The sequence below is a fragment of the Ruegeria sp. SCSIO 43209 genome (assembly GCF_019904295.1).
Taxonomy (GTDB): Bacteria; Pseudomonadota; Alphaproteobacteria; order Rhodobacterales; family Rhodobacteraceae; genus Ruegeria.
The window spans coordinates 118,245-145,181 of sequence record NZ_CP065362.1 but is presented as its reverse complement, the minus strand read 5'-3'; the positions used below and the strand labels follow the sequence as shown (position 1 = coordinate 145,181).

Sequence of the window (26,937 nt, the reverse complement as noted above, 5' to 3'; positions counted from 1 at the left end):
TGAGTGACCGTACGAGCGAAAGGCCGCAGTAAGCTAGTTGTCTGCTGAGGGTTCATTCCGCTTGAGCTACGAAAACACTCCATCAGCGCCAGTCGCCGCGGTCCGTAATGACCGCTCCATGTTGCGAATATGCCGTTGAAGCTGTTCAGGCGTCATCTCATGAGGCTCTGGCTGTGTTTCGTCATCTGTGCGGCCAAAGAGGCCCGATGCGCGGTATATGGCGTTGATCGTGGCGCTCTTGGCCTGTGCGGGTGCTTTCGGGTCTCTCAGGAGCTGTAAGGCGGCGTCTGTAGCCGCTTCAAGGCCCTCTGTCTTGATCCGCACCTGCGTCCGGGTCAGCGCCTCCTCGGGCGTGATATCGTCTCTGTCGGTCATTTAAACACCTCTGGCAGTTCGTCTTCGTCGTATTGGTCGAGTTTCAGTTTTTGAGCCTGGCCTTCCAGCTTTCGGATATGTGCCTCCAACTTGCTGATCTCACCACTGTCGGGTTTTTTGTTTTGCCGGAGATCATCAATCAGCTTTTTGGCTTTTCGGCCGTCTCGGGCTTGTTGCCGTTCCGTCGGCGTTCCTGGTCGGTTCGCTTTGCGCCTCTTTTCATGCGTAGCGCGTTCCTCCGGCGACATCGCGGCCCGGCGTTCTTCGGCTTTCCCGTCCCGTCTTTTCAATTCGCTGAGTTTCTTTTGTAGCTTCGAGAGCGGGGCGCCCTTTTTCGGGAACTGCCGGCGATGCCAGTTTTTACCCTTGGGCGTTGCGCCACCATGAAGGCGGCACCGTTGCCCTTCCTCGGCAACCGGCTTTCTGCAAGGTGCACCATCTGCGCGAGTCTTCGCTCCGCACTTGGGACCGTTAGCTTGTTTCGCCCATGCGTTCTTCAAGCCCCGCATTCGAGCTTCCTTGAAATGCGCGCTGTTTAGAAAATCTCGCTGTTTCTTCGTTAGCGACATTTTAAGTACCCCCGCATGGAGTAGCGAAAACCGGACATTTTGTCTTGTTGTTCACGAAACACCCGGGTTGGGGGCCGGGCAATTTACATGCCCGTTCCCCCCGTAGGGGGTAAATTGCGTCAATTGTGTAGTTGGCTGTTTTTAAACGAAAAAATGACACCAATTTACAACTAACATCGCGGATCAACGTCAATTGGCATACAATTTCGGCCAACATATTGAAATATATAGTAAAAAGCAATCTACGTTCAGGACTACCATTGACGTAAATTGCTACAACCCGATTAGCGCGCATCGGCACAAAGTATCGAACTCGCTTGGTCTCAAACCCTATATCACCCATGCGCGCCGCCCTCATCTGCGGACAGAACGTCCGGAGTCCAAGTCAAGCAGAGGGAGGGCTTTCCACCTCGACGGGTCTTTTGCTCTTCGAGCTGCAACACGCCGTTCAGCCCGTCACGGACGGTTCGCACGCCCCCAGCTATCGCTATCCTCAACTTAGGATCGACTGCACGACGGCTCGCAGATTGTGTTATGCCATCCGATAGAAACCGCTCTCCGAGATATCCGGCGACCTGTGAAACCGTTACGACATCGCTGCCCTGCAGAGCTTCTAGCGCTATCTCGCGAACTCGTACTTGAATTGCGTCGTCTTCATTAGATCTCTTGATCGCGGCAGCGGCTTTCAATTTGCTTAGATCAACAGCTTCAAGAACCGGGGCATAGTCACCTTCGATGCGATGCCTCTCCTGATGCGGCAGCTTCATAAACTCATCAATCGGCAGAGCATCGCCCTCCGCATAACCTTCGCCGTTTCCAACCAAAATTGATGCTCGTTTGAATACCTGCGGTTTTGTGGGCTTGCGCGAGTGAGACACCTTTGCGTAGTCGAGGCGAATTAACTGGTCTTCTTCCGTGACACCCCAATCTTTTTCGTCTCCTGTGCCGGTGACATTGACCAGAGTAAAGGCGCTACGTACCTTCGCAACAGCCGCGAAAGAGCCGCGACCGGCGCCCATATCACCCTTCGCGTCGCGCGTATGTTTGGCTGTATGGTGGATGACAACAATGGTGATCTTGCAGTCGGACGCGATCTCTGCGAGCGTCTGAAACACAGCATCCATGTCTTCGCTGTGATTTTCATGGGCCCCGGACGCCAAACCAACTTGGGGGTCAAGGTAAACCAGCTTCACGTTGTGTTCTCGGATAATCTGCTTCAACTCGTCTACATCAGGTGAAGGCACGAGCGGCCCTCGATCTCTGGGCCGGTGTAGAAGCTTTAAGCTCCCATGATCCAATCCGGACCAAAGAATAATATCGTGTTGAGTTTCTTCGATTCTGTGGTGGCGCATTATCGAGGTAAGGCGTCGATCCATCTCATCACGGCTGTCCTCCGCATTATAGATTAGCGCTGGACCCGAAATGTGCACTTCTTCGATCGGGTCGATACCCAACTTCTCAGGGCAACCAGACGCGACCAGAAGAGCGTCTCTCAACGCAAATGCCGATTTGGATACACCCGGTTCACCAATACACTGCACAACATCCGCCAACGGCAATCGGGGTTTAATTAGGTGCTGGCGTCTTGGGATCGGGCCGATGTCACGGATCGTTCGGACCCCCTTTAGATCGGGGAACTTTCTGTGATTAACACGTTGACTCGAAGCGCCCTCGGAGAACATCTCTTGGATCGCCTCATCGCTTGTGAGTTGCTCAATTGGAAGCGGCTCGAAGAAATCGTGCTCTGTACGGACAAGGCGGTAATCAACACCGCCGTGTGCCTGGCTCCAGACCCGGGCAGGATGATCCGTGTACAAAATAGCTATGTTGTTCCCTCCGCCATAGTCTGGCTCCATAGGATCGGCACATGTCCTTTTGTGGAACGCTTTTCTGTTAGCCAGTATCTCCGACACGGTCGCACACGTGCCATCATCGAATTGGATCTCGAATTCACCGGACAGCTCATCGCTCTCGACTGCGCGTTCCATCTCGTTCGCCGCTCTGGCAGAATCAGGACGTTCTCTTGCTGACAAGCGGAGCCTCTCTTCTTTCCATTCCTGACGTACAGCAGCGGCCTCGGCCTTCTTGCTGTCTTTGATCGCGGCTTCGGTTTCTTTGAGCGCTGCTGTCTCTGCGTCGTTCAAACCAGTCAAAGCACTTGTGTCTAACAAACCGCCGTCGGAAACAGTCGCACGGCGGGGTTGCTTATACTCAAGCATGTCGCGAAGGATGGCATCCGCTTCATACACAACCCTGAAAGGGGAAGTGGCCGATCGATCAATCAGCGTCCGCGTCATCACGCGCCCTGACTTCGAAACTTCACCCCATCCCCAACCGGACAATACAAGTCTGTCATGCAGCCTTTGAGCAAAGTCGCTGACGTCGGAGCCATCCGCCGCGACAAAGTATAGGTGTTCGCCAGCTGATCCAGTTTCGTGCCCTGTGAGAGGGTTTTCAATACCAGTGGAAGCGGAAGGTCGGCTAAGGCAACCGGCTCCCTGAAAGCCGGTGAAGACGGACTGTAACACGGCCTTCACGCCGCCCACTTCTGATATTCTCTGGTGAATAGCATCCGGATAAGTCTTTGTGTCCAAATCCAGGCACATGAGCGAAGGGGCGGGCAGTGCGACGAAGCAGTTCGATGAACGGGATATCTCGGCTTCGCCGTTCTCGACATCAGCTTTCGTACCCAAGCGCCATTCGAGCCCATCGAGAATGGGCACGCCGGTGACAATCGCTTCACTGGCTTTGAGATCGATCAGGACGTTTTCAAACTGTTCCAAATGATCGTTTACCGATCCCGAAGAGCTCTCCAAACGAGCGATACCACGTGACAGTGCGCCTCTGTGGGCCGCTCTAGGCGTACCAGTTTCATCAGCCTCATAGGTCTTGGTTAGAGCCCCTTGAGCGTTCTCGACAATGGTATAAGAAATCGGAAACGCGCTTGCTTCTAAGGCGTCGGTATTGTATTGTTCCTGCACGATAAAACCTTTCTGGCGTGCTCGCGGTAACGACGCGACACGCCTTTTCTTTGTTCCCTAGTTGTTTTTGACGACAAGCCTGAAAGAGCGCGTCTTTCTTTGACGCTATGCCTCATTTCGGGCGGTCAGCTGGACGGCCTCGGACCGTTCTACCAGACGAGTTACGCTCTCGACTGAGATTACGATTTGCTGACCACCGGGTAGTCTTTTCGCTTCTAGCTCACCCGCTCGAATCCGGTCATTGAGCGCGCCTTGTCGAAGCCCGAGAATGCGGCTCGCATTTCTTGGTGATACAAACTGGCATTCTTGCCAAGGGATAACTGCGTTTCGCACCTCTGCCATTCGAATCTCCATTCATTGTTCCCACCACTGTTTTCGGCGTCCGGAGTTTTGACAAAAAGCACGATCTTCCCGGTATTTCTCGGAACTCTTGTGCGCGTTCCAGAACTCGTCGAAAAACGTTTCTCTTAGATGGGCGAGCGCGAGAATTGAGGCGTCGTCTTCGCGTCGGTAGAAAGTGGAATAGACATGGAGGCCGCGCTTATACGCGCCCCGTATCGTGTCCGGTTCGATCCCGGGACCTAATAACTGGGCCAGGTTTGTGAAAACGCGATTGTCGCTGGCTCCTGGGTATAGCTTGCGTTCCTCGACGACCAGAAAGACCACGAACAAGCAGAGCGCGATATCGATGCCGCGTTTACGTTTCCGCCGCGGTTTATGGCTTTCCCAAGCGAGCCGGAGGCATTCTCCGATGATCGAGACCAACGCTTCATGGCCGAGTTTGTGTAATGGGCCAAGGTCTGCTGTCGGCTTTGCCCCAGACCTTTCCGCCTCACCCCTCAAAGCTATTTCAGCGAACCCGCGCCAAGTCTCAATGCGTGACGCTTCATCATCTGGGCCAAGCTCAAAACGTTCGACGATCTCGGCCAGTGTTGAGCCGCCAATAACCGGGTATTCCATGGGGGAAATCGATAAATGTCCCATAGTCTTCCTTTCCAATCTGTTACCTGTAGTAAACTCAATCCGCGAGGATGAGATCGAGCAGTTCGTCTTCATCGGAGGCGACGTTGTCCGGGTGCGTCTCGTTGATCTGCCGAAGCACTTCGAGAACCTGAGACGCCCGCACACCGTATCTCTGTGTGATCAAGCGGCTCGAATATGCCATCTCTGCAGGGTTGAATTCTTCCAGGATGTTGGCGAGCAGATCCGGGTCGTTGGCGACTGATGCCGTGAGCTTTTCAAGCGCGATACGACGTGTTTTCACACTCAAATTGCGCAAGCCGTCGGCAACCCATCCAGTGAGTGCGACAGGCACCGCCATACGTCCCTGACCAACCGCCCGGATATCTGCAGACGCTCGTCTCGCTGTGGTCGCAGCGCCCCTCTGAGCCTCTAACCGCGCCATAGACTGAGCTGTGCCAGATCGGCCGGCTGCGGCTGTTCGACCGGGTGTTGCGGCCTCCAGTTGCCGGAAAATGTCTTCAATCACTTCGAAAGAGCGGAATTCCTCGCCGGGCCAAAGTTCTTTGGCAACTTCTCTCACCTTCGGGTCATTGAGATTGTTGACCATCGCCTTCGCGTTCCAGCGCGGTTCGCCTTCAAGAGTCGCTGAGAAGCGTCCTTTTCCGGAGCCCCCGCCGCTACTGTCGATCCACTGCCAGAAACCCGCTCTGAGGTCCTGACGCGCTTTCTCGGTGCCTCCGGCACGTTGGATCAGCTGGCGCGTTCGATCGGCGACACCGCCGCTGTCAGAGCCGCGGACCAGGTTGTTGATACTGCCGACGGCATCTTCTGGTGCAAATCGGGTATATTGGCCTTCCGGAGCCTTGCCCCCGGGTGTGATATCTCGCCGAAGCGTTTCGGCATTCTTTGTGGCTTTATCCAACATATTGCTCGACGCGCCTGCCTCTTCGAGTGCTCGGCGTGTTTCCGGGAATTGCTCAAGCTGTACATTGTAGTCGGCCAAGAACCGAGACAGAGCCTCTGGAGATTTCAATGCACCACGCCGCTGCGCTTCTGCGACGAGTTGATCTTGAAGCGCTCGACGTACTTCCGGCGCATCACCGGCTTCTGCCATCAAACGCTGAAAGTCCGTATCGCCCGCATTGGCGCGTACAAACCGGCCGGGCACTGCCTCATCCGGAAGCTGGTAGCCCCGCAGATCCGTTGCGCTCGTGCCGCGGCCTGTTTCCGCCAGTGTGCGCCCGATCGCATCCGGTTCTTCAAAACGGCGCCCAGCATCGGCCCGCAAACGCCTGGCTTCGTCGAGCGCCTCCATGCTCTCGCCGCTAAGCTCATCCCGCAGGAAATTCTCTGCTTCGTTCTCATAGGTAGAGAGCATGCGCCTTTGCTGGGGGGTCGTGGATGGGCTGCGCCTTGCTTCGGCCAATCCTGATCGGACGCTGCCAACCTGAGAGGCCGGTCCCATGACCGGCGATCCGTCCGCACCGTCTGACATGATCAACCCGACCAATTCATCGGTTTCATCAGCGGAGGGCGGTGCCAGTTCGTGAACCGTTTGCACCTCATCCGGCATGAAACGGCGAGCCGCGTTCAATTCTTCGCTTTCTAGCCGCGCTGTCAGATCATCAAATCGTTGCCGCAGCTTCGAAAGGTTCACCAGTTCGCCGGAACTCTCGGCCCTTTGCATCAGATCAGAAACTTCCTGCAATGCGGCGTCACGGGCATTTTGAAGTTCACCCCGGATAGCAGCGCCACGCCCCGCAGCGGTCATTTCTGGCGTGACGGCTTGCAACGCTTCGTCGAAACGGCGCTGTGCATTTTCGGCGGCTTGCATGGAATCTGTTAGTGCTGCCTCGATGCCTTGGTCCAAATTGGTTCGGAAGCGCGCGGGATCGCCGGATGGTGCCAGTTCATCGACACGGGCGTTCACGGCTGCGTTGTTGTCTCTAAGACGCCGGTTCTGAGCTCCGGCATAGTTCGCGGACGTATCCTCCGCGAAAGTCTGGAGGCCGATATCACCAGTGCGCTCCCCGATACTTGCCTGATAGCCCGGAACGGTCTTTTCCAGCTCGGTCTTGGTTCGCAGCTTATCGGCTAGATCTGACGTATCGACGGGTTGACCAGTATGATTGACGGATGTTGAGGCGTCTATCACGTCTTCGGCTATCATTTGGCGCGCTGCATCGTCTGCAACCCGTGGGCTGGTTACACTGGCGGCAATTCTCCGGAGTGGCCTGGTTAAGGCGTTGGCCAACGGAACTCCCGCAGAACCGGCAACGGAACCAGCTAAGTCAGACACCGATGTGCCCTTTCCATCCGAAGTGGCAATCTCGTTTGCAGTCTGCGCGCCGGTACCCGCTGTCGCAGCCATCGCGACTTCCTTGTTCGCCACTTTTGAAGCGGCACGGCTGATCGCGCCGGTTCCACGTTTCGCAAGGTATGTGCCGAGTGCTAGAGGACCAACGGACGTACCGATTTCCTCGAATACCCTGCGGGTGTAGCGCTCTCCGCGATTACGCGGTTCAAGTGGACCGTTACGATCGATTTCAAAGAGTGATCCAAGCGCAGTATCGACGGTTTCTCCTGCCACATGATTGATATTCTGACCACCACCACGGGGCACGATTGTACCCTCGTCTGTCTCCACTGGATCGGTCAGATAATCAATCGCGTCCCCAATTCCAGGCAGAGAAGTTATGCTGCTGGCAAATCCTTGCTCGAATGCGGACGCATTCGGGTCACTCTTGATTTGCGATACTGGACGACTGCCTTGGGTCCCCGGCAAGAGATTGGGCAACATTGAAGAAGCGTTTAGCGCATCCCCGAATACCCCGGCGAGATTGCCAGCACCTTCCGCCGCCCCTTCAATAGCTAGGGTCGGGTAGCGCACAATTGGTTCGACATAATCGACCATGATCGCTTCGAGTGTGTCTCGGTCGATCCCGGCAGCTTGCCCATCAAGGATTTCGTCAATTTTCACCGGATCTATGGTCGAATAACCGGGCGATGTGTATCCACGGTTCCCGTTTGGCGTCTCGTAGACGACACCTCCCTTGTCATCTTCCATGAGGACACTGCTGCCCTCTGGAAGGCGTCGCTTTGGCGGTGCTGATTGCGGTAATACGGGTGTTGCGTCGCTTGATCCGAGCATCGAACCAGCGATTTCAAGGAACCTTCTCGCTCCTGCACTGTCCCCGGCCGCATCTGCTTGACGGGCCGCTTGCATCAGCTGCTCATAGGTAGCCATATCTCACTCCAAACCGTATTTTCGGAATAGATCGGCGTCACTCAAAGACTGAGGTGAACCCGTGTCGGCTGCTGCTGTTGGAGCCGTTTCACCGCGTAGCTGCGCGCCGTATGCCATCCGGTCATGCAATTGCGGCTCCAGAGCATCCAGCACTGCAAGAACTTTTGAGTTGCCCGCGATGCCGCCGTCATAAAGGCCAATTTGCCGCTCCAATTCGCGGACGTTAACCTCGCCGCCCGGGTCTTGGGCCTTGGCCTGTAGATATGCCATCTCCAACGCATAAGCGGCTGCCTGTGCGAAGGCCGGATCGTAGTCACCCGAAGCCCCAATTCGAGCGGCCAGCGCTCGGGCCTCGTCGACGGAATCGATCGTTCCAAACGCTGCACCGGCCTCGTCCGCCGCGGCGACCACATCCTGTGCAAGACCACGGATCATACCCGGGATTCCCATAATGCCGGGGTTCTGTTCCAAGAGTTCGCGGAACGCACTAACTCTTTCGAGCCCATATTGGGCCTCTGCAATGATCGCATTCCCTCGCGTGACGTTCGAAGTTGTCGCTCCGAAACCTTCTGACGTATCGCTGATTTTGCCGGTGACGGTACCCTCTGGCAGAACTCTTCGAGTCTGCGTATCGACCCAACGTCGTTGTTCAACATCAAACTCGGCCGTACCGGTCTGACCGTCCGGGGTGCGATAAGTCTCCAGTTCCGGAGCGGCTTGGGTGCCTCGATTTATGTGTGGGGCTTGGCCGATCGCATCTGCTCGGGTTGCGATGCGAGGCCCGTCTGGCGTCTCGATCGTTTCGACATTGACGTCGCTCCGGCGTTCTTCCAGCAAGTCTTGGGTATCAAACAGACCGTCGCGAATGGCTTCCTCAAACAACCGCGCCTCGACTTCGTCTTCTGACGGCAAGGGAGCTGGGGCGCCGAGCGCTTCGCCAGTTTGGGATGGGAAAGCCGGAATATTCAAGGCTTCGGCGACCTCCGGAGATATGCCTACCATCGCTTCGCCGTGTTCCAATACTGTATCGCCGAGGCCAATCAAAGCGGCCAGCTTTGCTTCTTCTAGCGCCGCAACATTGTCAGCGTCGTTATTCATACGAGAAGTCTCGGCGGCAATGTCTTGACCGCGGCGCGTCGTCGCGTCAGCGGTGTCCACAGCGTAGTAAGACTGGTTCGGGTTCCATTGACCCACTGCCGCGCCTTGCTTGTCAAAATCGTCGCCCGCAGCGGCCCACAAATCTGCCAGTCGCTGCCCTTCGGCACGCTCATTGCTCGCCCGGGCCCATGCGTATTGCTCGTTGGCCGTTGGCGGGGCGAATACCTCAGCAAGCGACGAAACCGAAGCCGCCAGTGTAGGGTCGTTGAAGTAACGACCGGCGAGAGGATTGAGACGAGTATTCATTTCCGCCCCTCCTCAATCCATGCCAAAACGTCACTGACACGGTACCGGGGCCGGTTCTCCAGATAAGTGATACGCGGCCCCTTTCCTTCGCTTGCCCATCTATTCAAAGTCGGCAGCGAGAAGCCCAAAAACGGAGCCAATTGCGCTCTCGTAACGAACGCTGAGATCGGCAGTGATTGTAGATCAAGAATTTCAGGTGACGAATTGCAGTCAAGCATGCGGTCTTTCCTCTTCGCTCGCACTTTGTGCGCTCGTTTCAGGTAAGACCTTGCTGCCGCATCCCATCCGTTACACCGTTCCGACCGTTCCATTGCGGCGGGGGCAAGGTTATCTACTATTTAATAGCTTTTGCGTGCTTATGCGTCAATGTAAAAACAATTTTTATCGTTTATTTTCAACGATGTATGTCAGATGTATGTCAGTTTAAGATGCTAAGTTGCTGAAGTTAATTACCAAGCGTCACGATGCGGTCCACGTGTTGCCCCCAAGTTTGAAACGCGCTTCGCAAACCCGCCTCACAGTCATCCCGGTTGTAACGTGCCTCCAGATCAGACCGGGCGTGCCCCAGCGCTAACTCGGCGATTTCCGTATCGACATTGAGGCGGGACAATCCTGTTCTAAATGTGCGTCGCAAGTCGTGAAAAGTGAATTGAACTCCGCAACGAATTACAAAGCCTGGCGCACCGGGTTTTGATCCGCCGGCAGTTCGCTTGTCACCGGGATCCATAATTTTACTCCAACCGGACATCGGGCCGCCGGTTCGTGGAGAAGGAAACACGAAATCGGACACGACTCTGTTTTCCTTGAGCGGAACCAGCATTTTTGCCAACTCGTCGGATACGTAAACCGTGTGTCCTCTCGCCTGCTTGGTGAAAGTCGCCGGCATTTCTATCCGACATTCATCCAGATCAACCATGTCCCAAAGAAGCTTCGCGCCTTCGTTTCGACGGCACCCGGTCAATATCAGAAACCGCACTAATCGACCGAAAGACATTTTCGTGTCCGCAGTTTGCCAGATCGTGCAAATCTCCGCGTCGGAGAGTGCTCGCCCCATCTCGGACTTCTTTACGCGCTCTGATCGGGTGTCGCGACGGCGGCGATATCCAGCTAAGGGGTTAACTTCCAATACCCGAGCATCGAATGTACACCAGTTCAAGAAAGTCGAGCAACGAGTCCGGAAAGTGCCGCCTGCAGTGCCTCCGCTTTTCTTATCGAGACGTTCGATGATCTCCGCATACTCCCATGCTTTGATTTCCGATATTTCGCGGCCAAGCATTGGCCTTAACCGTCGCCTGAGTAGGCTGATGACATCGGTGCGGGTCACGTAATCCCGGCGTTCAAGGTGTTCGTCGTAGCGGTCCAGCATTTCTTTCACTGTTGAGCGCGTACGACGCTTTTCTTCTGCACGTTCAGCGTTCGGGTCCACTCCGGTAGCAACCCGGCCTAGAACAGCGAGGGCCATGCGCCGGGCCTCTTTGACATTCGTTATTGAATTGGGCGAACCGATCTTAAACCGTTTCATGTTGGCGGCACGCCCTTGCCCTACAGGACGGTATGCCACGACGTAGGACATGCTCTTGCCCCGAACTCTAAGCGCAAAACCAGTTACGTCAGTATCCCAAATGACAAACTCCGAGCGAGTTTCCGTTGGGTTGATAGAGCGGACCAAAGCATCGGTTAATCTTCGCTTTTCGGTTTTCATGTTTCTCCCTCGGGGCAGCACCGGGGCAGCACCGTTCATGATATCCCCTAATCACCCTTGAGAACCAATGAAGTATAAAATGTCAAGCTTTCCATAGTGTTACCGAACAATCTGATATCGAATGCATGCTCCTGATAACTTAGAGCACTGTCTTCGGGAGGCAGGGGTCGGAGGTTCGAATCCTCTCACTCCGACCAAAAACAAAGTTCCTGAAGGGCCTCTTTGTTTTTCTGCGATATCCAGCTTAGCAAAAGTCGCTAGTCATCCCAGTTCAGTTCAAACTCTTCGCGAAAGGCAAACCGTTTTAGGTGATCGGAAATCACTGTCTTCCAACTGTCCAGGTCATCGCGTGGCTGCGCCGAGGCGCGAACTTCCAGTGCTACTGGCGTCGCCTTTAGTTCGACGGCATTGCCACTGTCAAAAAAAACGGTTCCAGTATTTGCATCGAACTCGACCTGTCCCTTATGTGACCAATGTTTGCACAATTGCTGTAAGTACTTGCTAGCATTTTCTGTTGTCGCCGATCCGATAGCGTTTTGTCGCGGCAAAAGCGCGAGGCCGTTTTGCGCTTTTGCGCGCATGCTTTTTGCGAAAAGGGTGACGTCAATTTCAGTGGCCAGAAAGGTCACGCCGATCTCAAGACACCTACGCTGCGTTGCTGGGTCCAGTGTTAGGATACCCGCGGCTTTACCTACCGCGACGATGCGGGTCAGCGCGTCTTCAATGGCCTCCACAACATCTGGATGCCCGGCGTTGCCGATATGACCCATGTCGGCGGCCAGATCTGCAGGTCCGATAAAAACTCCGTCTACTCCATCAACCGTCAGAATGTCGTCCAGAGCGGCCATGCCCGCGTTGTTCTCTACCTGTACCAGCAGACAAATCTGCTCATCCGCCGTATCGAGGTAGTCCGGGATTTTGGCAAATTGCGAAGCCCGCGCAAGGGATGATCCCACACCTCGGACGCCGCGTGGGGGGTATTGCACCGCTCGCACCAGTTCGCGCGCCTGATCAGCGCTTTCGACCATCGGCACCAGAATACTCTGAACACCCGCGTCGAGATATTGCTTGATCATCCATGTCTCACCAATCGGTAGACGTGCGACTGGCGCGCTGCCCGAACTTTCGATCACTCGCACCTGTTCAAGGGTCGAGCGCAGGTCGTTTGGTGCGTGTTCGCCATCGACCAACAACCAATCGAACCCTGCGGTCGCGGAAATTTCTGCTGCATATGCGTCGGCCATTCCGATCCAGCACCCGACCTGAGGCTTTCCAGCCTTTAATGCGGCCTTAAAGGTGTTCTTTGGTGCGGGCATGTCGCTGCTCCTTTAGGCAAAATTGATGTCGACGGATCCGAACGATCCGAAATCGGCGTGGATTTCCGCACCCGATGGGCATTCGATCGGGCGAATGAAGCTGCCGGACAGGATCACGTGGCCGGGTTCAATGCTCTGGCCGTATTGCGCCATGCGACGGGCCAACCAGACCACACTTTCGACCGGATCATTCAATACGCCCGCACCCAGGCCGGTTTCCTCGATTTCACCGTTGCGGAAGGTTAGGGCCCCTACCCATCGCAGGTCAAACGCATCCGCTGGGTGGCGTTCCGCCCCTAGTACAATGCCGGCATTTGCGGCATTGTCGCTGATCGTGTCGAATACAGTGCGTGACTTTCCAGTCCCAGGGTCTGCCCGCTTTATACGAGTGTCGAGGATTTCAATGGACGGAGTAACATAGTCGGTCGCTTGCAAAACCTGATCGCGATTCACATCCGCGCCACCAATGTCCTCCTTCATGACAAAGGCGATCTCGGCTTCGATCCGGGGTTGGATGAAACGACCTGCGGGAACGGTCCCGCCATTTTCAAAGGCCATGTTGTCAAACAGGATACCACTATCAGGAATGTCGATATTCAACGCATATTGCATCGCTTTCGAGGTCAGCCCGATCTTCCAGCCGATGACCTTGCGCCCTTCCGCCAATTTGGCACGATAGATGGCATTCTGCACTTCATAAGCGTCATCCATCGCCATTTCGGGATACCCCAATGTCAGTAGACCGATCTGCTGTCGCGTCCTTTCCGCGTTCAGCAGATCGGCGGCAGCGCGCGCATGGTCTTCAGGGGTCATATCTGCTCATCCTCGATGGTGTTGCGCAGGGTGCCTATCCCATCGACGGATATCTCAACCACATCGCCGGGAGCCAAGTATTTTGGCGGATCAAATCGTGCACCTGCGCCGGTTGGGGTGCCGGTAACGATGATATCGCCCGGTTGAAGCGTCATAAAGGTTGATATGTATTCAATCTCGCGCCGGATCGGAAACATCATTCGGTTCAACGTATCGTCCTGACGCAACTCACCATTCACGTGGGTCTGAATGTGGGCGCCATCCAGTTGCGCGGCATCAGTGAACGGGACCAGCCAAGGGCCGATGGCACCCGAATTGTCCCAGTTCTTGCCTTGCGTGACGTTGAACTTGGCGTGCCGAACCCAATCGCGGATTGTCCCTTCGTTGCACAGGGTCAAGGCTGCGATATGGCCATAAGCATCGTCCTGCGAAATCCGGCGGCCTGCTTTGCCGATCACGATGGCCACTTCACCCTCGTAATCCAGCGTGTGATTTTCGGGCGGGCGGATCAGAGGGCGATTATGGCCGGTAAATCCACTGGCGAAGCGCGGAAACAGCGACATGTATTTCGGCTGGGCACTGCCATCTTTGTATTCCGCGTTGCGATCTGGAAAGTTCACACCAACGCACAGAATGCGACGGACATCCGGCATCACCATCTCAAAGGTAAAATCCGTATGGGTTACCGGCTTTCCCTCAGCAGCCTTGATCAATTGGCCAAACGCCCCTGCGGCGACAACCTCGTAGAGGCTTTTGAACTCGGCAAACTCGCTGTTTAGTGCGACCGCGCCTTCATCAGTGATCGCACCAAAAAATGTTTCACCGTTGGCAGTGTAGGTTGCAATGCGCATCAGGCCTCCTCGGCGTTATGGAACCCGCCCATACTAAGATGTTTTAAATCAAGCATACTTTGCTTACGGTGCGATGATGGGAGACGCAGACAGGTCTGGCTCGTTTACATCCACACCGACAAAGGATGTGCCGTGTTCAAACCAACTGCGCGGCGCCGGAGCGCCCCAGAGCGTCTGACGCTGCGGGTCCTTCAGGTCCCATTTGATCGGCTCCAGATCGGGATCAACGGTCTGATAATCCGAGCAATAAATCTCAATCCGGTGTCCGTCCGGATCGAGAATATACAGGAAGAAAGCATTCGAAATACCATGTCGCCCCGGGCCGCGTTCGATGTTGTCCACATAGCCGGTGGTGGCCATTAGATCGAGCAGATCGATGATGTTCAGCGGTGTTGGCACCCAGAAGGCCACGTGGTGCATCCGTGGGCCTTTGCCATTGGTGAAGGCCATATCATGCACCCCACCCTTGCGGTGCATCCACGCGGCCCACAGTTTCTTGCTGTCTTCGTCTTCCGTATACTCGGTCACGCGGAACCCGAAATCACTGTAGAATGCGACACTGTCATCGACATTGGTTGAGAAGCAGTTGAAGTGATCGATCCGCAGCGGTTTCACACCACGATAGAGCGCGTATTTCTGATGGATCGGCTCCAGGCGATCCATCTTGTGATAGAACTCCAGCGGTATGCCCAAATTGTCCGAGGTTAACAGAGTCCGGCCCTGATAGGGGCGATCAACCCATGAGGTCGGTCGGCCTTTGGATTGAAAATACGCCTCGGCCCGATCCAGATCCTCTTCGTCGAAGGTTTTGAAACCCATGACTTCAACGGTGCCCGGCTGATCGGATTTCTGCAGGATCACACAGTGATGTCCACGTTCCTCCATAGCGCGCAGGTAGACATGTGTGTCGCTTTCGTCCGAGACCTGCAAACCCAGAATCTCCGAGTAGAATTTGCGCGAAGCAACAAGATCGCTGACGTTCAGGCAAACATGGCTCAGCCGGATCGTGTTGAAGTCGGGGTACAGGTTGGGGGCTGGAACGGGCATTGAAACCTCCTGTTAAACGGGGAAGATGACGTTGGTCTGACCAGTGCCGGAACTTGGGAAATACTCGGTCACAACCTCGCATTTTTTGTCATAGGCGTCCCAACCCAACGCTCCGTAGAGCATCGACGTGTCATGCATCGAGCCTTCGCCGCAGCAGAAATAGGCATAGTCGCCCAGCATTTTCAGGAACGTGGCGTGGTCGCCGTTCTTCCACATCTCAAGCACATGCAAGTCCATCTGACGGTTGAATTCCGAGCTGATGGTGAAAGTGCCGTTATTGGCGGCATAATCCTTGTTCGCCCAGATCTTGTGCGACAACGAGCCTGACGCGACCAACAGCACCTTTTCATTGCTAGCCTCAACCGCTTCACGAATGGCCTCACCAATTACCCGGCTTTCGTCATGGCTATGCACCGTGGCCCAGGCCGCGACTGAGACGACTTTCATATCATGCTCGCGGCTCATGAAGCGCATCGGGACCAGCGTACCGTATTCCAGTTCGAGACTGTCCAAGTGATGCGCTAAAGTGTAGACGCCTTTGTCCGACGCGATCTTTGCGATGGCATCACCCATTTCAGGATTGCCCTCATAGGAATAGGGCAGGTCCTGAATGAATTGCGGGAACTCGTTCGACGTGAACAGGCCTTCGAACTTCTCATTGGCGTTGATGTGGAACCCGGCATTGATCACCCAATGGGTGTCACAGATGATCACCGTGGTCGCCCCCAGTGCTTTGGCGCGGCGCGCGATCTCGCGGTGGCCATCAATGGCGGGCTGACGTTTGCCTTTAACCGGGCCTTCCTGCTCGGACATGAGCAGAGTCGGCACATGGGTCATTTTGGCGGCAAGAACGATTTCTCCCATGGTCTCCTCCTGGAGTTAAGGTTTTTCGCGCGATTGTCGTCTGAGGGGCCGCTATAGCTTACCCAACTGCATGATCTTGTGCTGGCCTGTGGCAAAGCCGACATGCTTTTGTTCCATGTAGAACTCAAAGCTCCAGTCGCCGCCGTCGCGCCCGATACCGGATGCTTTGACCCCGCCAAACGGTGTGGGCAGATGGCGCACGTTTTCCGAGTTCACCCAGATCATTCCGGCCTCAAGCTTGTCCGTGAAACGTAACGCACGGGTCAGATCGTTGGTCCAGACATAGCCGGTCAGACCATATTGCGTGTCATTTGCGATCTGCAGCGCCTCCTCCTCAGTCGAGAACGGGATCACGGTCAGGACAGGGCCAAAGATTTCCTCGCGTGCGATGCGCATTTGATTGTTAGCGTTAGTAAACAGGGTGGGCCGTACGAAGTACCCCTCTTCGCCCACCTTGACGCCACCGGCCGCGACGGTCGCGCCGTCTTCCTTGGCGATGCCGAAGTATGAAGTGACCTTGTTGTAATGTTCTTCCGTTACAAGAGGGCCAATCTCGGTTGCAGGGTCCAACGGGTGGCCGACTTTGATATTGTTCACGCGCTCGATCAGCTTGGCTTCGAACTCTTCCTTGATTGTATCTTGTACCAGCAACCGCGAAGAAGACGTGCAACGTTCGCCGTTGATCGAATAGATCATGAAGATCACCGCATCCAGCGCGCGATCCATGTCGGCGTCGTCAAAGACGATGACCGGGTTCTTACCGCCCAACTCCAGATGCATCCGTTTCAGCGTATCTGCGCCTTGCTTGGTAATGATGCTGCCCGTACGGCTTTCACCGACAAAGGCAATGGCTTTGATCAATTGATGTTCGGTCAGCCGCTTACCTGCGTCTGGACCAAAACCGTTGACAGTGTTCAGCACACCCTTGGGCAGACCGGCTTCTTCCGCGATTTCTACCAATAGCCGCGCAGACAGCGGTGAATCTTCAGCCGGTTTGTGGACGACCGTACAGCCAGCGGCCAGTGCCGGAGCGATCTTCCATGTCGACAGCATGAACGGGGTGTTCCACGGCGTGATGACACCAACGGGCCCGATTGGGACGCGGGTGGTTATGTTCATCAGTGTCGGTGATTTCAGGTGTTGACCATCCCGCGCCTGAACCACCTGATCGGCGAAATAGCGGAAATTCTCAGCCCCTCGCAGGGCGGCTTTGGACATAAAGCGCAGGGTCTGGCCGGTATCCCAGCATTCGCACAGCGCGATCTCTTCGGCTCTTGCCTCAATGCCATCTGCAACTTTAAGCAATATCCGGCGGCGCTCCGTAGCGGGCATGTCGCGCCAGTCTGCAAAGGCATTATGCGCGGCCTGTGCCGCCGTATCGATATCTTCCGCCGTGCCATGGGCAACGTCGCAGATCACCGATTTATCCACCGGAGAGATCGACTGAAACACCCCTGCTGACCCATCTTGATCTTCTCCTGCGATCCGGTTCTTTATCCCAGTCCTCTTGAAACGGGCAAGGAAACCATCAAGCCGTTCAATATTCTTGCGCAGGTCACTCATGGTCAGGCCTCCAGATGGTCGCGGATCGTGCCGGTTTTGGGGGAGAGGTCGGGATCGATGTCGCGCATCTCAAGCGACAGCGCGATGGAATGCTGGCTCATGGCGGGCTCCAGATAGGTTCGGGCCGCCTCGAAGATGCGCTGCGTTGCGTCCTTCTTGTCGGCCTGCGAACGACCGGCCCGCAGCCGGATCGAGATATCGATGAACCCATGCTTTGGATTTCCGTCTGCGATGGCATAGTGATCAACACGGATCGCTCGGACGCGAATGCCTGCTAGCGGAAAGGTGTCAACCTCAGCGGCCGTTGCACGGATGCAATCGCACAGACCGCCCATGTCGATCCTGTCTTCCAGATTCCCGGAATATTCGACGTGAAAATGCGGCATGATTCCTCCGTTATTAATTAACATGTTTACCTTTATGAGCTTATGTCGTCAAGAAGTTGCGTTGTTAATCTTTGCATTTCCTGGGGCAGCACACTAGAAGGCGGCATGAACACTCAAAGCCATACCAAGAGCACCTCAAGGTCGCTTCCCATTGCATTATTGCGCGCCCGCGAAACGATCATGGCCCCCATCAGGGACATGCTGCAGGATATACAGATATCCGAGCAAAAATGGCGCGTCCTGCGCGTACTGGATGAGCTTGGCGAGGTCGAGCAAAGCGCTATCGCCAAAGAAGCTTGTCTGTTGCTGCCCAGCCTGACGCGAATATTGCGCAGCATGGAAGCCGATGGACAGGTCACGCGCCGTCAGGACAGCCAGGATAAAAGGCGGACGATGGTGATGATTACTGATGCGGGTCGGCAGATTTTGAAAGACAACCTGCAAGCGTCATTGGCCATTTCAAATAGTATTGAGGCGCAGATGGGGCGAGAGAAGCTTGATGAGCTACTGGACCTGCTTGAAGAGCTGCAAGCTGTTAAGGTTTGACCCCGCCAGTTGGCAAGCGGGGTCTGCGCGACAACTACAAACTCGACAATCCTGTATCCAGCGCTGACAGGATCTTCGCAACATCGTCGGATGTGACAATCAGAGGTGGCGAAATGATGATGTTGTTGCCAGATACGCGCACCATCACACCATCCTCATAAGCTGCCTTTTGCACCTGTATTGGCAGTTGTTTGGCAATCGGCGCCTTGCTTGCGCGGTCCGAGACCAGCTCCAGCGCGCACATAAGGCCCTCGCCCCCTCGTACGTCACCGATCACCTCGTGCTTTTCAGCCAGTTTCTTCAAGCCCTCGAACAGCTCATCCCCGCGTGCTGCAGCGTTTTCCCAAATCCGCAGACGATTGATTTCTGAAAGAGCCGCCAGTGCCGCCGCCGCGCCGACGGGGTGACCGGAATAGGTGTATCCCTGATCAACGGATGCCAACCCGGTTGTGTCATTTTCAAATACCTCGGCAACTGCCCCCGAGATCATAGCGGCGCCAAACGGGAAATAACCATTGGTGATCGCCTTGGCTGTCGTCATGATGTCAGGCTGGACGCCCCAATGTCTCGCTCCGCTTTCACTACCGGTTCGACCAAACGCCGTGATGATTTCGTCTGAGATCAGCAGAATACCGTTCTTCGAACAAACCTCACGCACCATGGGCATAAAGCTTTTGTGCGGCGGAATTACACCGCCAGCGCCCAAAATCGGCTCCATGATGAAGGCGGCAACCGTGTTGGCCCCTTGGAACGCAATCTCGGCTTCAAGCGCTTTGACGCAAAGCTGAGCCAGGCGTTCAGGGTCGGTTTCGTCAAACGGGTTGCGATAGGTCCAAGGCGCAGGCACATGAAAACAGCCTGGCATCATGGGTTCATACACGGCGCGGAACTTCTGATTGCCGTTAACCGAAGCGGCAGCGAAATGGGTGCCGTGGTATCCTTGCTTAAGGCTGATGAACTTGGTGCGACCAGGCTCACCCCGAACTTTGTGGAACTGACGCGCAAGCTTTAGTGCGATTTCCACAGAATCCGATCCGCCCGAGGTGAAAAAGGCGCGTGTCAGCCCGTCAGGGGCAAAGAACTGCGCCAGTTCGTAAGACAGCTCGATCGCCTTGTCGTTGCTCGTACCCCGGAAGGTCGAATAATACGGCAGCGCATTTAGTTGATCAGTGATCGCCTGTTTCACCGGATCGCAGGAATAGCCCAGATTGACGTTCCAAAGGCCACCCACGGCGTCGATGGCCTTGTGCCCGTCCACATCGATGATGCTAACTCCTTCCCCGCCGGTCAGAATGGTCGGAGGGTTGTTCCGGCTGTCAGCCGGGTGCGCCATCGGATGCCAAAAATGGCGGGCGTTGTTCTCCTTAAGAAAGTTGGAGTCTTTCATGTTGCGGTTCTCCGGGGTTGTCCACTTTCGCTCATGGGTGGAACTCGGTTGGAAAGGCCTCGGGCATTTGGCCGCCGAAATTTGCGGTCAGATCGCGCGAGAGGGATTGAAGGGATTTCAGGATCAAGGGCAGGCGCTCATAAGTGGCTCTAATCTCGGGCACGGCGATCGAAATGGTTCCAAGGGCGATTTGATCGATGCCAAAGATTGGCGTTGCAAAACCAAAAACACCTTCTTCGTAGCTGCCGTTGCTGTTGGCCCAGCCAGCCCGCTGGATCAGAGCAACTTTTTCCTTGATCAGATCCGGGTCTGTCAGGGTGGATTCGGTGAAACGTACCTGCGCTTCCTGATCCAGACGATCCAGCAGGAAAGGTGGGCCAAAGCTGAGCATACATAGACCCGCCGCAGTCGCGTTGACCGGGATTATCTCGCTTGGATCAAGGCTGACGCGAACGCTGTGCTTGGTTGTCTCAACCACGATGGCGGTTTGCAGGCTGCCCTGTTCCAGCAGCGTTAGGTGCAGGCTTTCGCCAACCTCCTGCATGGCCAAGTGCATTTTTTGGCGCGCGCCTTCAAGGCCGGGTTTGGCAATCTCGCGCAGTGCCGCAAGCCGCAGCGCAGCTGGTCCGATGGTATAGGTCTTTGACTGCGGGTTTTGTTCGATCAACCCGAATTCTTCAAGCGCTCGTAGGTGACGCAGGGCTGTCGCCTTATTCAACCCTGACAGGCGCGCGGCCTGACTCAGGCCAATTTCGGCCATCGTGTTTGAGAATAAGTCCAGCATTTTTAGCGCATTAAGTGCGGCACCCATGTGTTTTGCCTCCTTACGTTGATGTTATCCTTGACAGAATGAACTTAACAAAGCAAGATTATTATTGTTAACACGGTTCAAATAATGAACCATACACTGGGAGGTGTAAATGAAAAAGTTTATTGCGGCAGCCGTGATGGCCGCCTCTGCAACGGCCGCTTTGGCAGAATACCCCGAAAAGCCGGTATCCTTTGTGGTTCCTTGGCCTCCGGGTGATCTTGAAGATGTCCTGACCAGAATGATCGCAGATGAATTTCAGGCGATGTACGGGGTACCGGCAGCTGTTGTGAACAAGCCCGGCGGCGGTGGTGGTCCTTTCCCCGGCGCAGTCGAAGTCGCCACAGCACCGGCGGATGGCTATACGATCGGGTCGTTTGTGATTGGTGTTCCGGTCATCGGGCCCGAGATTGGTATTCCTGAATTGAACCCGAACCCGTTTGAACCGATCGGCATCTTCCTGACCTACCCGTTCGTAATCGCGTCGAGCAAAGACGCCCCGTTCCAAAGCTGGGATGAGTTGGTGGAACACGGCAAGTCAAACGACGTGGCACTCGGCCACTTTGGCTCGGTTCTGCCACCCACGCAGGTTACTTTTGCCGCCGCTGTCAGCAGCGGTTTCGACTTTGCCAGCGAAGCCGCGTTCGATGCGCTGGACTGCAACACCTTGGCGTCCGGTGACGTTGATGTCATCAACACCACGCTCCAGCTTATTCTGCCCTGTCTGGATGAAGTGAACGTGCTGGCCAGCATCGGCGGCGACCGGATCGCTCTGGTACCAGATACGCCGACAGTGGTTGAGCTTAACCCAGACCTGCCATTGGCGCTGTGGAACGGATTGTTTGTTCACAAAGACACGCCGCCCGAGGCTCGCGAAAAAATCACCGCCGCAGCCCAAAAAGCACTGCAATCGGACAAGGCTAAAAAGCTTGCCGAAGAAACCGGTGCGCTGATCTATTGGCAGGATCCCGATGCTTCGAATGCCCAGATCGAGCAAGATAAAGCGTCATTCGCCAAAATAGAAGAGATTCTAGGCGAGTAACACCCCGGATCGAGGCGCGGGCAGTGATTTCCGCGCCTTCTTCATAGGGCTGGGAGGATGAAATGATCGCAAGAACGCTTCAGGACATGTTCAAACGGTATCGCCGTCCGGGTGATATTGTCTTTGCCGTATTGTTCCTGGCTTTCTCGGTGTTTCTGCTGTCTCAGCTTGGGGAGCAGACGCAGGTCGTCAAGCGGACCAAATGGTTTGCTCAACCCGGTCTGTGGCCCACCGTTGCCGTGTGGTGCATGGTCTTGTTCAGCTTTTTACATTGGCTCAGCTCTGCCTTATCCGATCGGATCGATGGTCGTTGGGCCGAGGTCGGGTTTTGGGTCCGGTCTCTGGAATATGTGGCTTATTTCCTGATTTATGTCCTACTGGTGCCACAGCTTGGCTATCTGCCGTCCACCATGTTGTTCGCGGTGTTTCTGACGCTGCGCTCAGGGTTTCGAGGCTCGGGCGCGATCGGCATCGCAGCCCTGTTCGGCTTCGTCGTCACCATCGTGTTCCGAGCGTTTCTGCAAGTCAAAATCCCGGCAGGGGCTGTCTATGAATACCTTCCCGACTCGATCCGCGCCTTTGCGCTGACATATTTGTAGGGAGGCACGTATGGATACCCTTCTGTCCGGTGTTTCAATCCTGCTGCAATGGCAGGTCATCGTGGCCTTGTTCATCGGCTCGATCGGTGGTGTCATCATCGGCGCGCTGCCCGGTGTGGGCGCTGCCGTTGCCATCGCCATCCTGTTGCCCGCAACCTTTGCCTTTGAGCCCATCGTCGGTCTGACCTTGTTGTTGGGGATTTACGGATCATCCATGTATGGCGGCGCGATCCCGGCCATCCTGATCAACACGCCCGGCACGGCGGTCAATGCGCTGACGACCTATGATGGCTATCCAATGACCAAGCGCGGCCAAGGCCACAGGGCGTTATCGCTGGCTTATTCAGCTTCATTCTTCGGGGGGGTCTTTGCCATCATCTGCCTGATGGTCCTCTCGCCCGTGTTGGCCATGATCGCCCCGCATTTTGGCAGCCGCGAGATTTTTTTGGCCGCGTTGCTAGGTATTGTTCTGGTCGTTTTAGCCCATCGAGGACAGATCTTTGCAGCAGGTATGCTTGCTGCATTTGGCGTCTTTTTGAACACGGTCGGACTGGAACCCGTCAAATATACGCGCCGCTATACATTCGATCAAAGTTGGCTGGCGTCAGGCGTTGACCTGATCGTGGTTGTGCTGGGCCTGTTTGCGCTCAGCCAGGCTTTTCTTTTGCTGTTGGAAAAGAACCACGCTCCAGAGAACACCCATGTCAGCGGGAATATCTTTGCAGGTTTGAAGGAACTGTTGGGCCTGAAACGGATCGCTACCGTTTCTTCAAGCATCGGGGTATTCATGGGCATGGTGCCGGGAACGGGTGAGTTCACTTCGCAGTTTCTGTCCTACACCTATGCTCAGAAAAGCTCGAAAAATCCCGACAAATTCGGCGATGGCTCGCCCGAAGGGTTGGTGGCATCCGAAGCCGCGAACAACGCCGTGCCGGGGGCAGCGATGATCCCCCTACTCGCCCTCGGTATACCCGGCGAAGCGCTTACGGCGATGATGCTGTCGGTCTTCTATGTTCACAACGTGATCCCCGGCCCGCAACTGTTTGAGAACCAGATGGATTTCGTCATGGCCCTATATATGGCGCTGATCCTGCTGAATGTGATCGTTCTGGTCTTTCTGCTGTTTTCGACAAACCTGTTGTTAAAGATCATTCAGATTCCCACACGCTTCCTGGGTGTGATGATCCTGATCTTAGCCTTTGTCGGGGTTTATAGTTTACGCAACTCGATCACCGACTGCGCGATCGCTGCTGGGTTTGGTGTCTTTGGCCTAATCCTCAAACGGCTTGATCTGCCGATCGTCCCGATCATCCTGGGCATGGTATTGGGCGGAATCATGGAAACCAAGCTTCGCAGCGCAATGGCACGGGTCAAGACGCCACTGGACTTCATCGACCGGCCCATCGCAGCCATCCTGTTCTGCCTGATCGTGCTGATCCTGATCCTGCATTTCCGCACACTGTACTACGAGTTCAAAAACAAGCTGCGCCCCGAACCCCATGTCCCAGCCGTGGATTCCGACCACCCGAACCAACAAGGATAGCTTTCATGGATCAGTCTTCCATCGATGCCTTGCGCGTGCAGGAGATTGCCCCACGCGGACACTTTATCAATGGCGATTTCCGTGCCGGTGAAACTGGCGCCCTGCATGAGGTGCTGTCGCCCATCGACGGCCAGCCTCTCGCTCAAATCGCCGAGGGCAACCCGGCGGATATTAATGCAGCGGTACATGCCGCGCGGGCAGCGTTTGAGGATGGCCGGTGGTCGCGCATGGCTCCAGCAGGACGCAAGAAGGTTCTGCTGAAACTGGCGGATCTAATCGAATCCCGCGCGCTTGAAATCGCGGTACTGGGTGTGCGTGACAATGGCACAGAGATTAACATGGCGTACAAGGCCGAAGCGTTCTCGGCTGCCGCCACCTTCCGGTATTATGCCGAAGCCATCGACAAGGTTTACGGTCAGGTTGCCCCGACCAGCCATGACGTTCTGGGCCTCGTGCATCATGCGCCTGTCGGTGTTGTCGGGGCGATTGTGCCCTGGAACTTCCCGCTGATGATCGGCAGCTGGAAAATCGCCCCTGCCCTTGCAGCGGGCAACTCCATCGTCTTGAAACCGGCAGAAAGCGCATCGCTCAGCCTGTTGAAAATCGCTGAACTGGCTGCCGAAGCCGGAGTTCCGGATGGCGCCTTCAACGTGGTGACCGGGCGTGGTTCGGTCGCGGGGGAAGCTTTGGCCTTGTCGATGGATGTGGACATCATGGTCTTCACGGGATCCGGCGCGACAGGTCGGCGACTGCTGGAATACTCGGCGCGGTCCAATCTGAAACGCTGCTATCTGGAATTGGGTGGCAAGTCTCCAAATATTGTTTTCGCTGACGCGCCCGATTTGGCGGAAGCTGCAAAGGTCTCGGCCGCCGGGATTTTCCGCAACTCCGGACAGGTCTGTATCGCGGGCTCGCGCCTGCTGGTGCAGCAGGACATCTACGAGGATTTTGTCGCCGAGATCACGCGCTACGCCGCAGCCTTTCGCGTTGGTGATCCGTTGAACCTGAACAGCCAGATTGGTGCCGTGCACAGCCTGCCCGAGTTAGAGGCCAATTTGGAGTTCGTTACCAAGGCCGAAGCTGAAGGTGCCGAACGTCGTACGGGCGGAAACCGCATTCTGACCGAAACCGGGGGCTACTATATGTCCCCTACAGTTATGGCAGGTGTCAAAGAAACGGATCATCTGTTTCAGAACGAAGTCTTCGGCCCAGTCTTGGCCGTGACCCCCTTCAAAGACGAAGCCGAGGCGATCCGGCTTGCCAATGCCACAGTCTATGGGCTCGCAGGCGCAGTTTGGACCTCGAACCTCAGTCGCGCGCATCGCATGGTGGCCGAAGTGCGGACCGGGGTCATGCATGTGAACACCTATGGCGGCTCGGACCTGACCGTTCCGCTTGGGGGCGTGGGTCAATCCGGGAACGGGCATGACAAATCTTTGCACGCGCTTGAGAAGTACTTTGAATTGAAAACCGCCTGGATAAAGCTCTGACTGCGGGGTGTCTGTACGACATGTCTTCACCGCTTTGTCTGGGGCCCATAGGTCGCATTAATAGGAGGAACCAATGACCACAAAGACAATCCTGCTGATTGGGACCTACGACACGAAAGAACCCGAGATGCGGTTCATCGAACAGGCGATCAAAGCGCAGGGCGCGGATGTGTTGACGATGGATGTCTCGGTATTGGGCGACCCTTTGGAGCCAACCGACATCTCCAAGCACGACGTCGCCCAAGCGGCTGGAATGACCATCGAAGATGTCATCGCACAAGGGGACGAGAACAAAGCCTTTCGCGTGATGTCAGACGGTGCCTCAAAGGCCGTTACCCAAGCCTATGCGGATGGGCGATTTGACGGGATGCTGGCGACCGGGGGCACTATGGGCACCGATCTGGCCCTGGACTGTGCACAGGCCTTGCCCATGGGGGTGCCGAAATACATCGTGTCGACCGTCAGTTTTTCTCCGCTGATCCCGCCGCACCGACTGGCTCCGGACATTCAGATGATCCTGTGGGCCGGGGGGCTCTATGGTATGAATTCGATCTGCCAGTCTTCGCTTGCGCAAGCGGCCGGCGCTGTTGTTGGTGCCACAAAGGCTGCCACAATACCGGATCGCAGCAAACCGCTGATTGGGATGACCAGTCTTGGATCCTCGTGTCTGCGCTATATGAAAACGCTCAAACCGGCGCTGGAAGAGCGTGGATTTGAGGTTGCCGTTTTTCATTCCACCGGAATGGGCGGCATGGCATTCGAAAAACTGGCGGGTGAAGGGGCGTTTGCCTGCGTCATGGACTTCTGCATGCAGGAATTCGGGAACCTGATGGCGGGTTCCGTGGTCTCCAGCGGTGAGGATCGCGTGACAAATGCCGGGCGTGTGGGCACACCACAGCTGGTTGCGCCAGGCGCGCTGGACCTTTTGGACTTTGCCGGATGGCAGGACATCCCTGACCAGTATGCCGACCGTCCATTTCATGAACACAACCGCCTGATAAAAAGCTCGGTCTTCAATGGCGATGAACGCCGTGCCTGGGTGCGGGAGCTTGCCAACCGATTGGAGGCCGCAACTGGCCCGGTTCACTTTTTTCTGCCCGTTCACGGGGTCGAAGCCTGGGACAAGGAGGGTGAAGAGGCGTATGATCCCGAAGCCCTGGCCGAGATGATGGATGAGGCCCGTAAAGTCATGCCCGGGCGCGTTCCTATGACCGAAATAGACGCACATATCAACGATGCCGCGTTTTGCGATCATGTATTGGCCCAGTTCGACGAATGGGTCGCAGAAGGCGTGGTCACAACATAAATTCGGGATTTACGCCCGTCTTTATGATATACACGCAGGTCAAACACAGCCTCGGTGGCGGTGAGTTCGGGCGCATTCTTCCACGTGCGGCCGACTTGCAGCTGGATGCATAACCATCACCGCTTGGATACTTGT

23 protein-coding genes are annotated in these 26,937 nt (G+C 55.7%); 6 read left to right on the top strand and 17 right to left on the bottom strand.

Features of this window, described 5'->3' with window-relative positions:
• Positions 1-66 precede the first annotated feature (66 nt).
• The 15 genes from I5192_RS20130 to I5192_RS20065 all read right to left on the bottom strand — a co-directional run bounded on the left by I5192_RS20130 (position 67) and on the right by I5192_RS20065 (position 18,081).
• On the bottom strand, positions 67-375 hold the full coding sequence (locus tag I5192_RS20130; RefSeq protein ID WP_223118619.1) for a hypothetical protein: 309 nt from the start codon (positions 373-375) through the stop codon (positions 67-69).
• Entirely contained in the window at positions 372-944 is a 573-nt protein-coding gene (locus I5192_RS20125; protein ID WP_223118618.1) for an HGGxSTG domain-containing protein, read from the bottom strand. Before I5192_RS20125 ends, I5192_RS20130 begins: the two co-directional genes overlap by 4 nt.
• Before the next feature lie 335 nt (positions 945-1,279).
• Positions 1,280-3,925, bottom strand: a complete 2,646-nt coding sequence (locus I5192_RS20120) for an AAA family ATPase (RefSeq protein ID WP_223118617.1) — start codon at positions 3,923-3,925, stop codon at positions 1,280-1,282.
• 354 nt (positions 3,926-4,279) lie between these two features.
• The gene (locus I5192_RS20115) at positions 4,280-4,885 is read right to left on the bottom strand and encodes a hypothetical protein (RefSeq protein WP_223118616.1); all 606 of its coding nucleotides are present in this window, start codon (positions 4,883-4,885) and stop codon (positions 4,280-4,282) included.
• A 58-nt stretch (positions 4,886-4,943) separates the two neighbouring features.
• Complete coding sequence (locus I5192_RS20110) at positions 4,944-8,135, bottom strand: hypothetical protein (protein WP_223118615.1); 3,192 nt, start codon at positions 8,133-8,135, stop codon at positions 4,944-4,946.
• Between the two features lie 3 nt (positions 8,136-8,138).
• Positions 8,139-9,539 carry a hypothetical protein gene (locus I5192_RS20105; protein ID WP_223118614.1) on the bottom strand — a complete coding sequence of 467 codons (1,401 nt, stop codon included), beginning with the start codon at positions 9,537-9,539 and terminating at the stop codon, positions 8,139-8,141.
• Complete coding sequence (locus tag I5192_RS22810) at positions 9,536-9,757, bottom strand: helix-turn-helix transcriptional regulator (protein ID WP_370644478.1); 222 nt, start codon at positions 9,755-9,757, stop codon at positions 9,536-9,538. The genes I5192_RS20105 and I5192_RS22810 overlap by 4 nt, the downstream gene beginning before the upstream one ends.
• Before the next feature lie 227 nt (positions 9,758-9,984).
• Positions 9,985-11,280: a tyrosine-type recombinase/integrase gene (locus I5192_RS20100; RefSeq protein WP_223118613.1), complete on the bottom strand. Its 1,296-nt coding sequence runs from the start codon at positions 11,278-11,280 to the stop codon at positions 9,985-9,987.
• 218 nt (positions 11,281-11,498) lie between these two features.
• Entirely contained in the window at positions 11,499-12,557 is a 1,059-nt protein-coding gene (locus tag I5192_RS20095; protein ID WP_223118612.1) for an aldolase/citrate lyase family protein, read from the bottom strand.
• 12 nt (positions 12,558-12,569) lie between these two features.
• The gene (hpaH, locus tag I5192_RS20090; RefSeq protein ID WP_223118611.1) at positions 12,570-13,370 is read right to left on the bottom strand and encodes a 2-oxo-hept-4-ene-1,7-dioate hydratase; all 801 of its coding nucleotides are present in this window, start codon (positions 13,368-13,370) and stop codon (positions 12,570-12,572) included.
• Positions 13,367-14,221 carry a fumarylacetoacetate hydrolase family protein gene (locus tag I5192_RS20085; protein ID WP_223118610.1) on the bottom strand — a complete coding sequence of 285 codons (855 nt, stop codon included), beginning with the start codon at positions 14,219-14,221 and terminating at the stop codon, positions 13,367-13,369. The genes hpaH and I5192_RS20085 overlap by 4 nt, the downstream gene beginning before the upstream one ends.
• Positions 14,222-14,284: 63 nt before the next feature.
• A complete protein-coding gene (gene hpaD / locus I5192_RS20080) occupies positions 14,285-15,268 on the bottom strand; it encodes a 3,4-dihydroxyphenylacetate 2,3-dioxygenase (RefSeq protein WP_170663433.1) in 984 nt (327 codons plus the stop codon).
• A gap of 12 nt (positions 15,269-15,280) precedes the next feature.
• Positions 15,281-16,132 (bottom strand): 3,4-dihydroxyphenylacetate 2,3-dioxygenase, encoded by an 852-nt coding sequence (gene hpaD, locus I5192_RS20075; protein WP_223118609.1) that lies wholly within the window; start codon positions 16,130-16,132, stop codon positions 15,281-15,283.
• A 51-nt stretch (positions 16,133-16,183) separates the two neighbouring features.
• Positions 16,184-17,695 carry a 5-carboxymethyl-2-hydroxymuconate semialdehyde dehydrogenase gene (hpaE, locus tag I5192_RS20070; protein WP_223118608.1) on the bottom strand — a complete coding sequence of 504 codons (1,512 nt, stop codon included), beginning with the start codon at positions 17,693-17,695 and terminating at the stop codon, positions 16,184-16,186.
• Between the two features lie 2 nt (positions 17,696-17,697).
• The gene (locus tag I5192_RS20065; protein WP_170422680.1) at positions 17,698-18,081 is read right to left on the bottom strand and encodes a 5-carboxymethyl-2-hydroxymuconate Delta-isomerase; all 384 of its coding nucleotides are present in this window, start codon (positions 18,079-18,081) and stop codon (positions 17,698-17,700) included.
• A 105-nt stretch (positions 18,082-18,186) separates the two neighbouring features.
• Here I5192_RS20065 and hpaR point away from each other — a divergent pair, with 105 nt between their 5' ends.
• Positions 18,187-18,627: a homoprotocatechuate degradation operon regulator HpaR gene (hpaR, locus tag I5192_RS20060; RefSeq protein WP_170394006.1), complete on the top strand. Its 441-nt coding sequence runs from the start codon at positions 18,187-18,189 to the stop codon at positions 18,625-18,627.
• A 34-nt stretch (positions 18,628-18,661) separates the two neighbouring features.
• Here hpaR and I5192_RS20055 read toward each other — a convergent pair whose 3' ends face one another.
• Positions 18,662-20,014 carry an aminotransferase class III-fold pyridoxal phosphate-dependent enzyme gene (locus tag I5192_RS20055; RefSeq protein WP_223118607.1) on the bottom strand — a complete coding sequence of 451 codons (1,353 nt, stop codon included), beginning with the start codon at positions 20,012-20,014 and terminating at the stop codon, positions 18,662-18,664.
• 31 nt (positions 20,015-20,045) lie between these two features.
• A complete protein-coding gene (locus I5192_RS20050) occupies positions 20,046-20,825 on the bottom strand; it encodes an IclR family transcriptional regulator (RefSeq protein ID WP_170596484.1) in 780 nt (259 codons plus the stop codon).
• A 109-nt stretch (positions 20,826-20,934) separates the two neighbouring features.
• Here I5192_RS20050 and I5192_RS20045 point away from each other — a divergent pair, with 109 nt between their 5' ends.
• The 5 genes from I5192_RS20045 (at position 20,935) to I5192_RS20025 (ending at position 26,802) form a co-directional block, all read left to right on the top strand.
• Positions 20,935-21,864 (top strand): tripartite tricarboxylate transporter substrate binding protein, encoded by a 930-nt coding sequence (locus I5192_RS20045; RefSeq protein ID WP_170394012.1) that lies wholly within the window; start codon positions 20,935-20,937, stop codon positions 21,862-21,864.
• 62 nt (positions 21,865-21,926) lie between these two features.
• A complete protein-coding gene (locus tag I5192_RS20040) occupies positions 21,927-22,463 on the top strand; it encodes a tripartite tricarboxylate transporter TctB family protein (protein ID WP_170394014.1) in 537 nt (178 codons plus the stop codon).
• A gap of 10 nt (positions 22,464-22,473) precedes the next feature.
• Positions 22,474-24,006, top strand: coding sequence for a tripartite tricarboxylate transporter permease (locus I5192_RS20035; RefSeq protein ID WP_170635784.1), 1,533 nt, complete (start codon positions 22,474-22,476; stop codon positions 24,004-24,006).
• A 5-nt stretch (positions 24,007-24,011) separates the two neighbouring features.
• Complete coding sequence (locus I5192_RS20030) at positions 24,012-25,496, top strand: aldehyde dehydrogenase family protein (RefSeq protein WP_223118606.1); 1,485 nt, start codon at positions 24,012-24,014, stop codon at positions 25,494-25,496.
• 73 nt (positions 25,497-25,569) lie between these two features.
• Positions 25,570-26,802, top strand: coding sequence for a Tm-1-like ATP-binding domain-containing protein (locus tag I5192_RS20025; protein WP_223118605.1), 1,233 nt, complete (start codon positions 25,570-25,572; stop codon positions 26,800-26,802).
• Positions 26,803-26,937 lie beyond the last annotated feature (135 nt).

Bases quoted from the DNA above. Each gene is read 5' to 3' on its own strand.
- I5192_RS20130 (WP_223118619.1), bottom strand. From the start codon at position 375: ATGACCGACAGAGACGATATCACGCCCGAGGAGGCGCTGACCCGGACG.
- I5192_RS20125 (WP_223118618.1), bottom strand. From the start codon at position 944: ATGTCGCTAACGAAGAAACAGCGAGATTTTCTAAACAGCGCGCATTTC.
- I5192_RS20115 (WP_223118616.1), bottom strand. From the start codon at position 4,885: ATGGAATACCCGGTTATTGGCGGCTCAACACTGGCCGAGATCGTCGAA.
- I5192_RS20110 (WP_223118615.1), bottom strand. From the start codon at position 8,135: ATGGCTACCTATGAGCAGCTGATGCAAGCGGCCCGTCAAGCAGATGCG.
- I5192_RS20105 (WP_223118614.1), bottom strand. From the start codon at position 9,539: ATGAATACTCGTCTCAATCCTCTCGCCGGTCGTTACTTCAACGACCCT.
- I5192_RS22810 (WP_370644478.1), bottom strand. From the start codon at position 9,757: ATGCTTGACTGCAATTCGTCACCTGAAATTCTTGATCTACAATCACTG.
- I5192_RS20100 (WP_223118613.1), bottom strand. From the start codon at position 11,280: ATGAACGGTGCTGCCCCGGTGCTGCCCCGAGGGAGAAACATGAAAACC.
- I5192_RS20095 (WP_223118612.1), bottom strand. From the start codon at position 12,557: ATGCCCGCACCAAAGAACACCTTTAAGGCCGCATTAAAGGCTGGAAAG.
- hpaH (WP_223118611.1), bottom strand. From the start codon at position 13,370: ATGACCCCTGAAGACCATGCGCGCGCTGCCGCCGATCTGCTGAACGCG.
- I5192_RS20085 (WP_223118610.1), bottom strand. From the start codon at position 14,221: ATGCGCATTGCAACCTACACTGCCAACGGTGAAACATTTTTTGGTGCG.
- hpaD (WP_170663433.1), bottom strand. From the start codon at position 15,268: ATGCCCGTTCCAGCCCCCAACCTGTACCCCGACTTCAACACGATCCGG.
- hpaD (WP_223118609.1), bottom strand. From the start codon at position 16,132: ATGGGAGAAATCGTTCTTGCCGCCAAAATGACCCATGTGCCGACTCTG.
- hpaE (WP_223118608.1), bottom strand. From the start codon at position 17,695: ATGAGTGACCTGCGCAAGAATATTGAACGGCTTGATGGTTTCCTTGCC.
- I5192_RS20065 (WP_170422680.1), bottom strand. From the start codon at position 18,081: ATGCCGCATTTTCACGTCGAATATTCCGGGAATCTGGAAGACAGGATC.
- hpaR (WP_170394006.1), top strand. From the start codon at position 18,187: ATGAACACTCAAAGCCATACCAAGAGCACCTCAAGGTCGCTTCCCATT.
- I5192_RS20055 (WP_223118607.1), bottom strand. From the start codon at position 20,014: ATGAAAGACTCCAACTTTCTTAAGGAGAACAACGCCCGCCATTTTTGG.
- I5192_RS20050 (WP_170596484.1), bottom strand. From the start codon at position 20,825: ATGGGTGCCGCACTTAATGCGCTAAAAATGCTGGACTTATTCTCAAAC.
- I5192_RS20045 (WP_170394012.1), top strand. From the start codon at position 20,935: ATGAAAAAGTTTATTGCGGCAGCCGTGATGGCCGCCTCTGCAACGGCC.
- I5192_RS20040 (WP_170394014.1), top strand. From the start codon at position 21,927: ATGATCGCAAGAACGCTTCAGGACATGTTCAAACGGTATCGCCGTCCG.
- I5192_RS20035 (WP_170635784.1), top strand. From the start codon at position 22,474: ATGGATACCCTTCTGTCCGGTGTTTCAATCCTGCTGCAATGGCAGGTC.
- I5192_RS20030 (WP_223118606.1), top strand. From the start codon at position 24,012: ATGGATCAGTCTTCCATCGATGCCTTGCGCGTGCAGGAGATTGCCCCA.
- I5192_RS20025 (WP_223118605.1), top strand. From the start codon at position 25,570: ATGACCACAAAGACAATCCTGCTGATTGGGACCTACGACACGAAAGAA.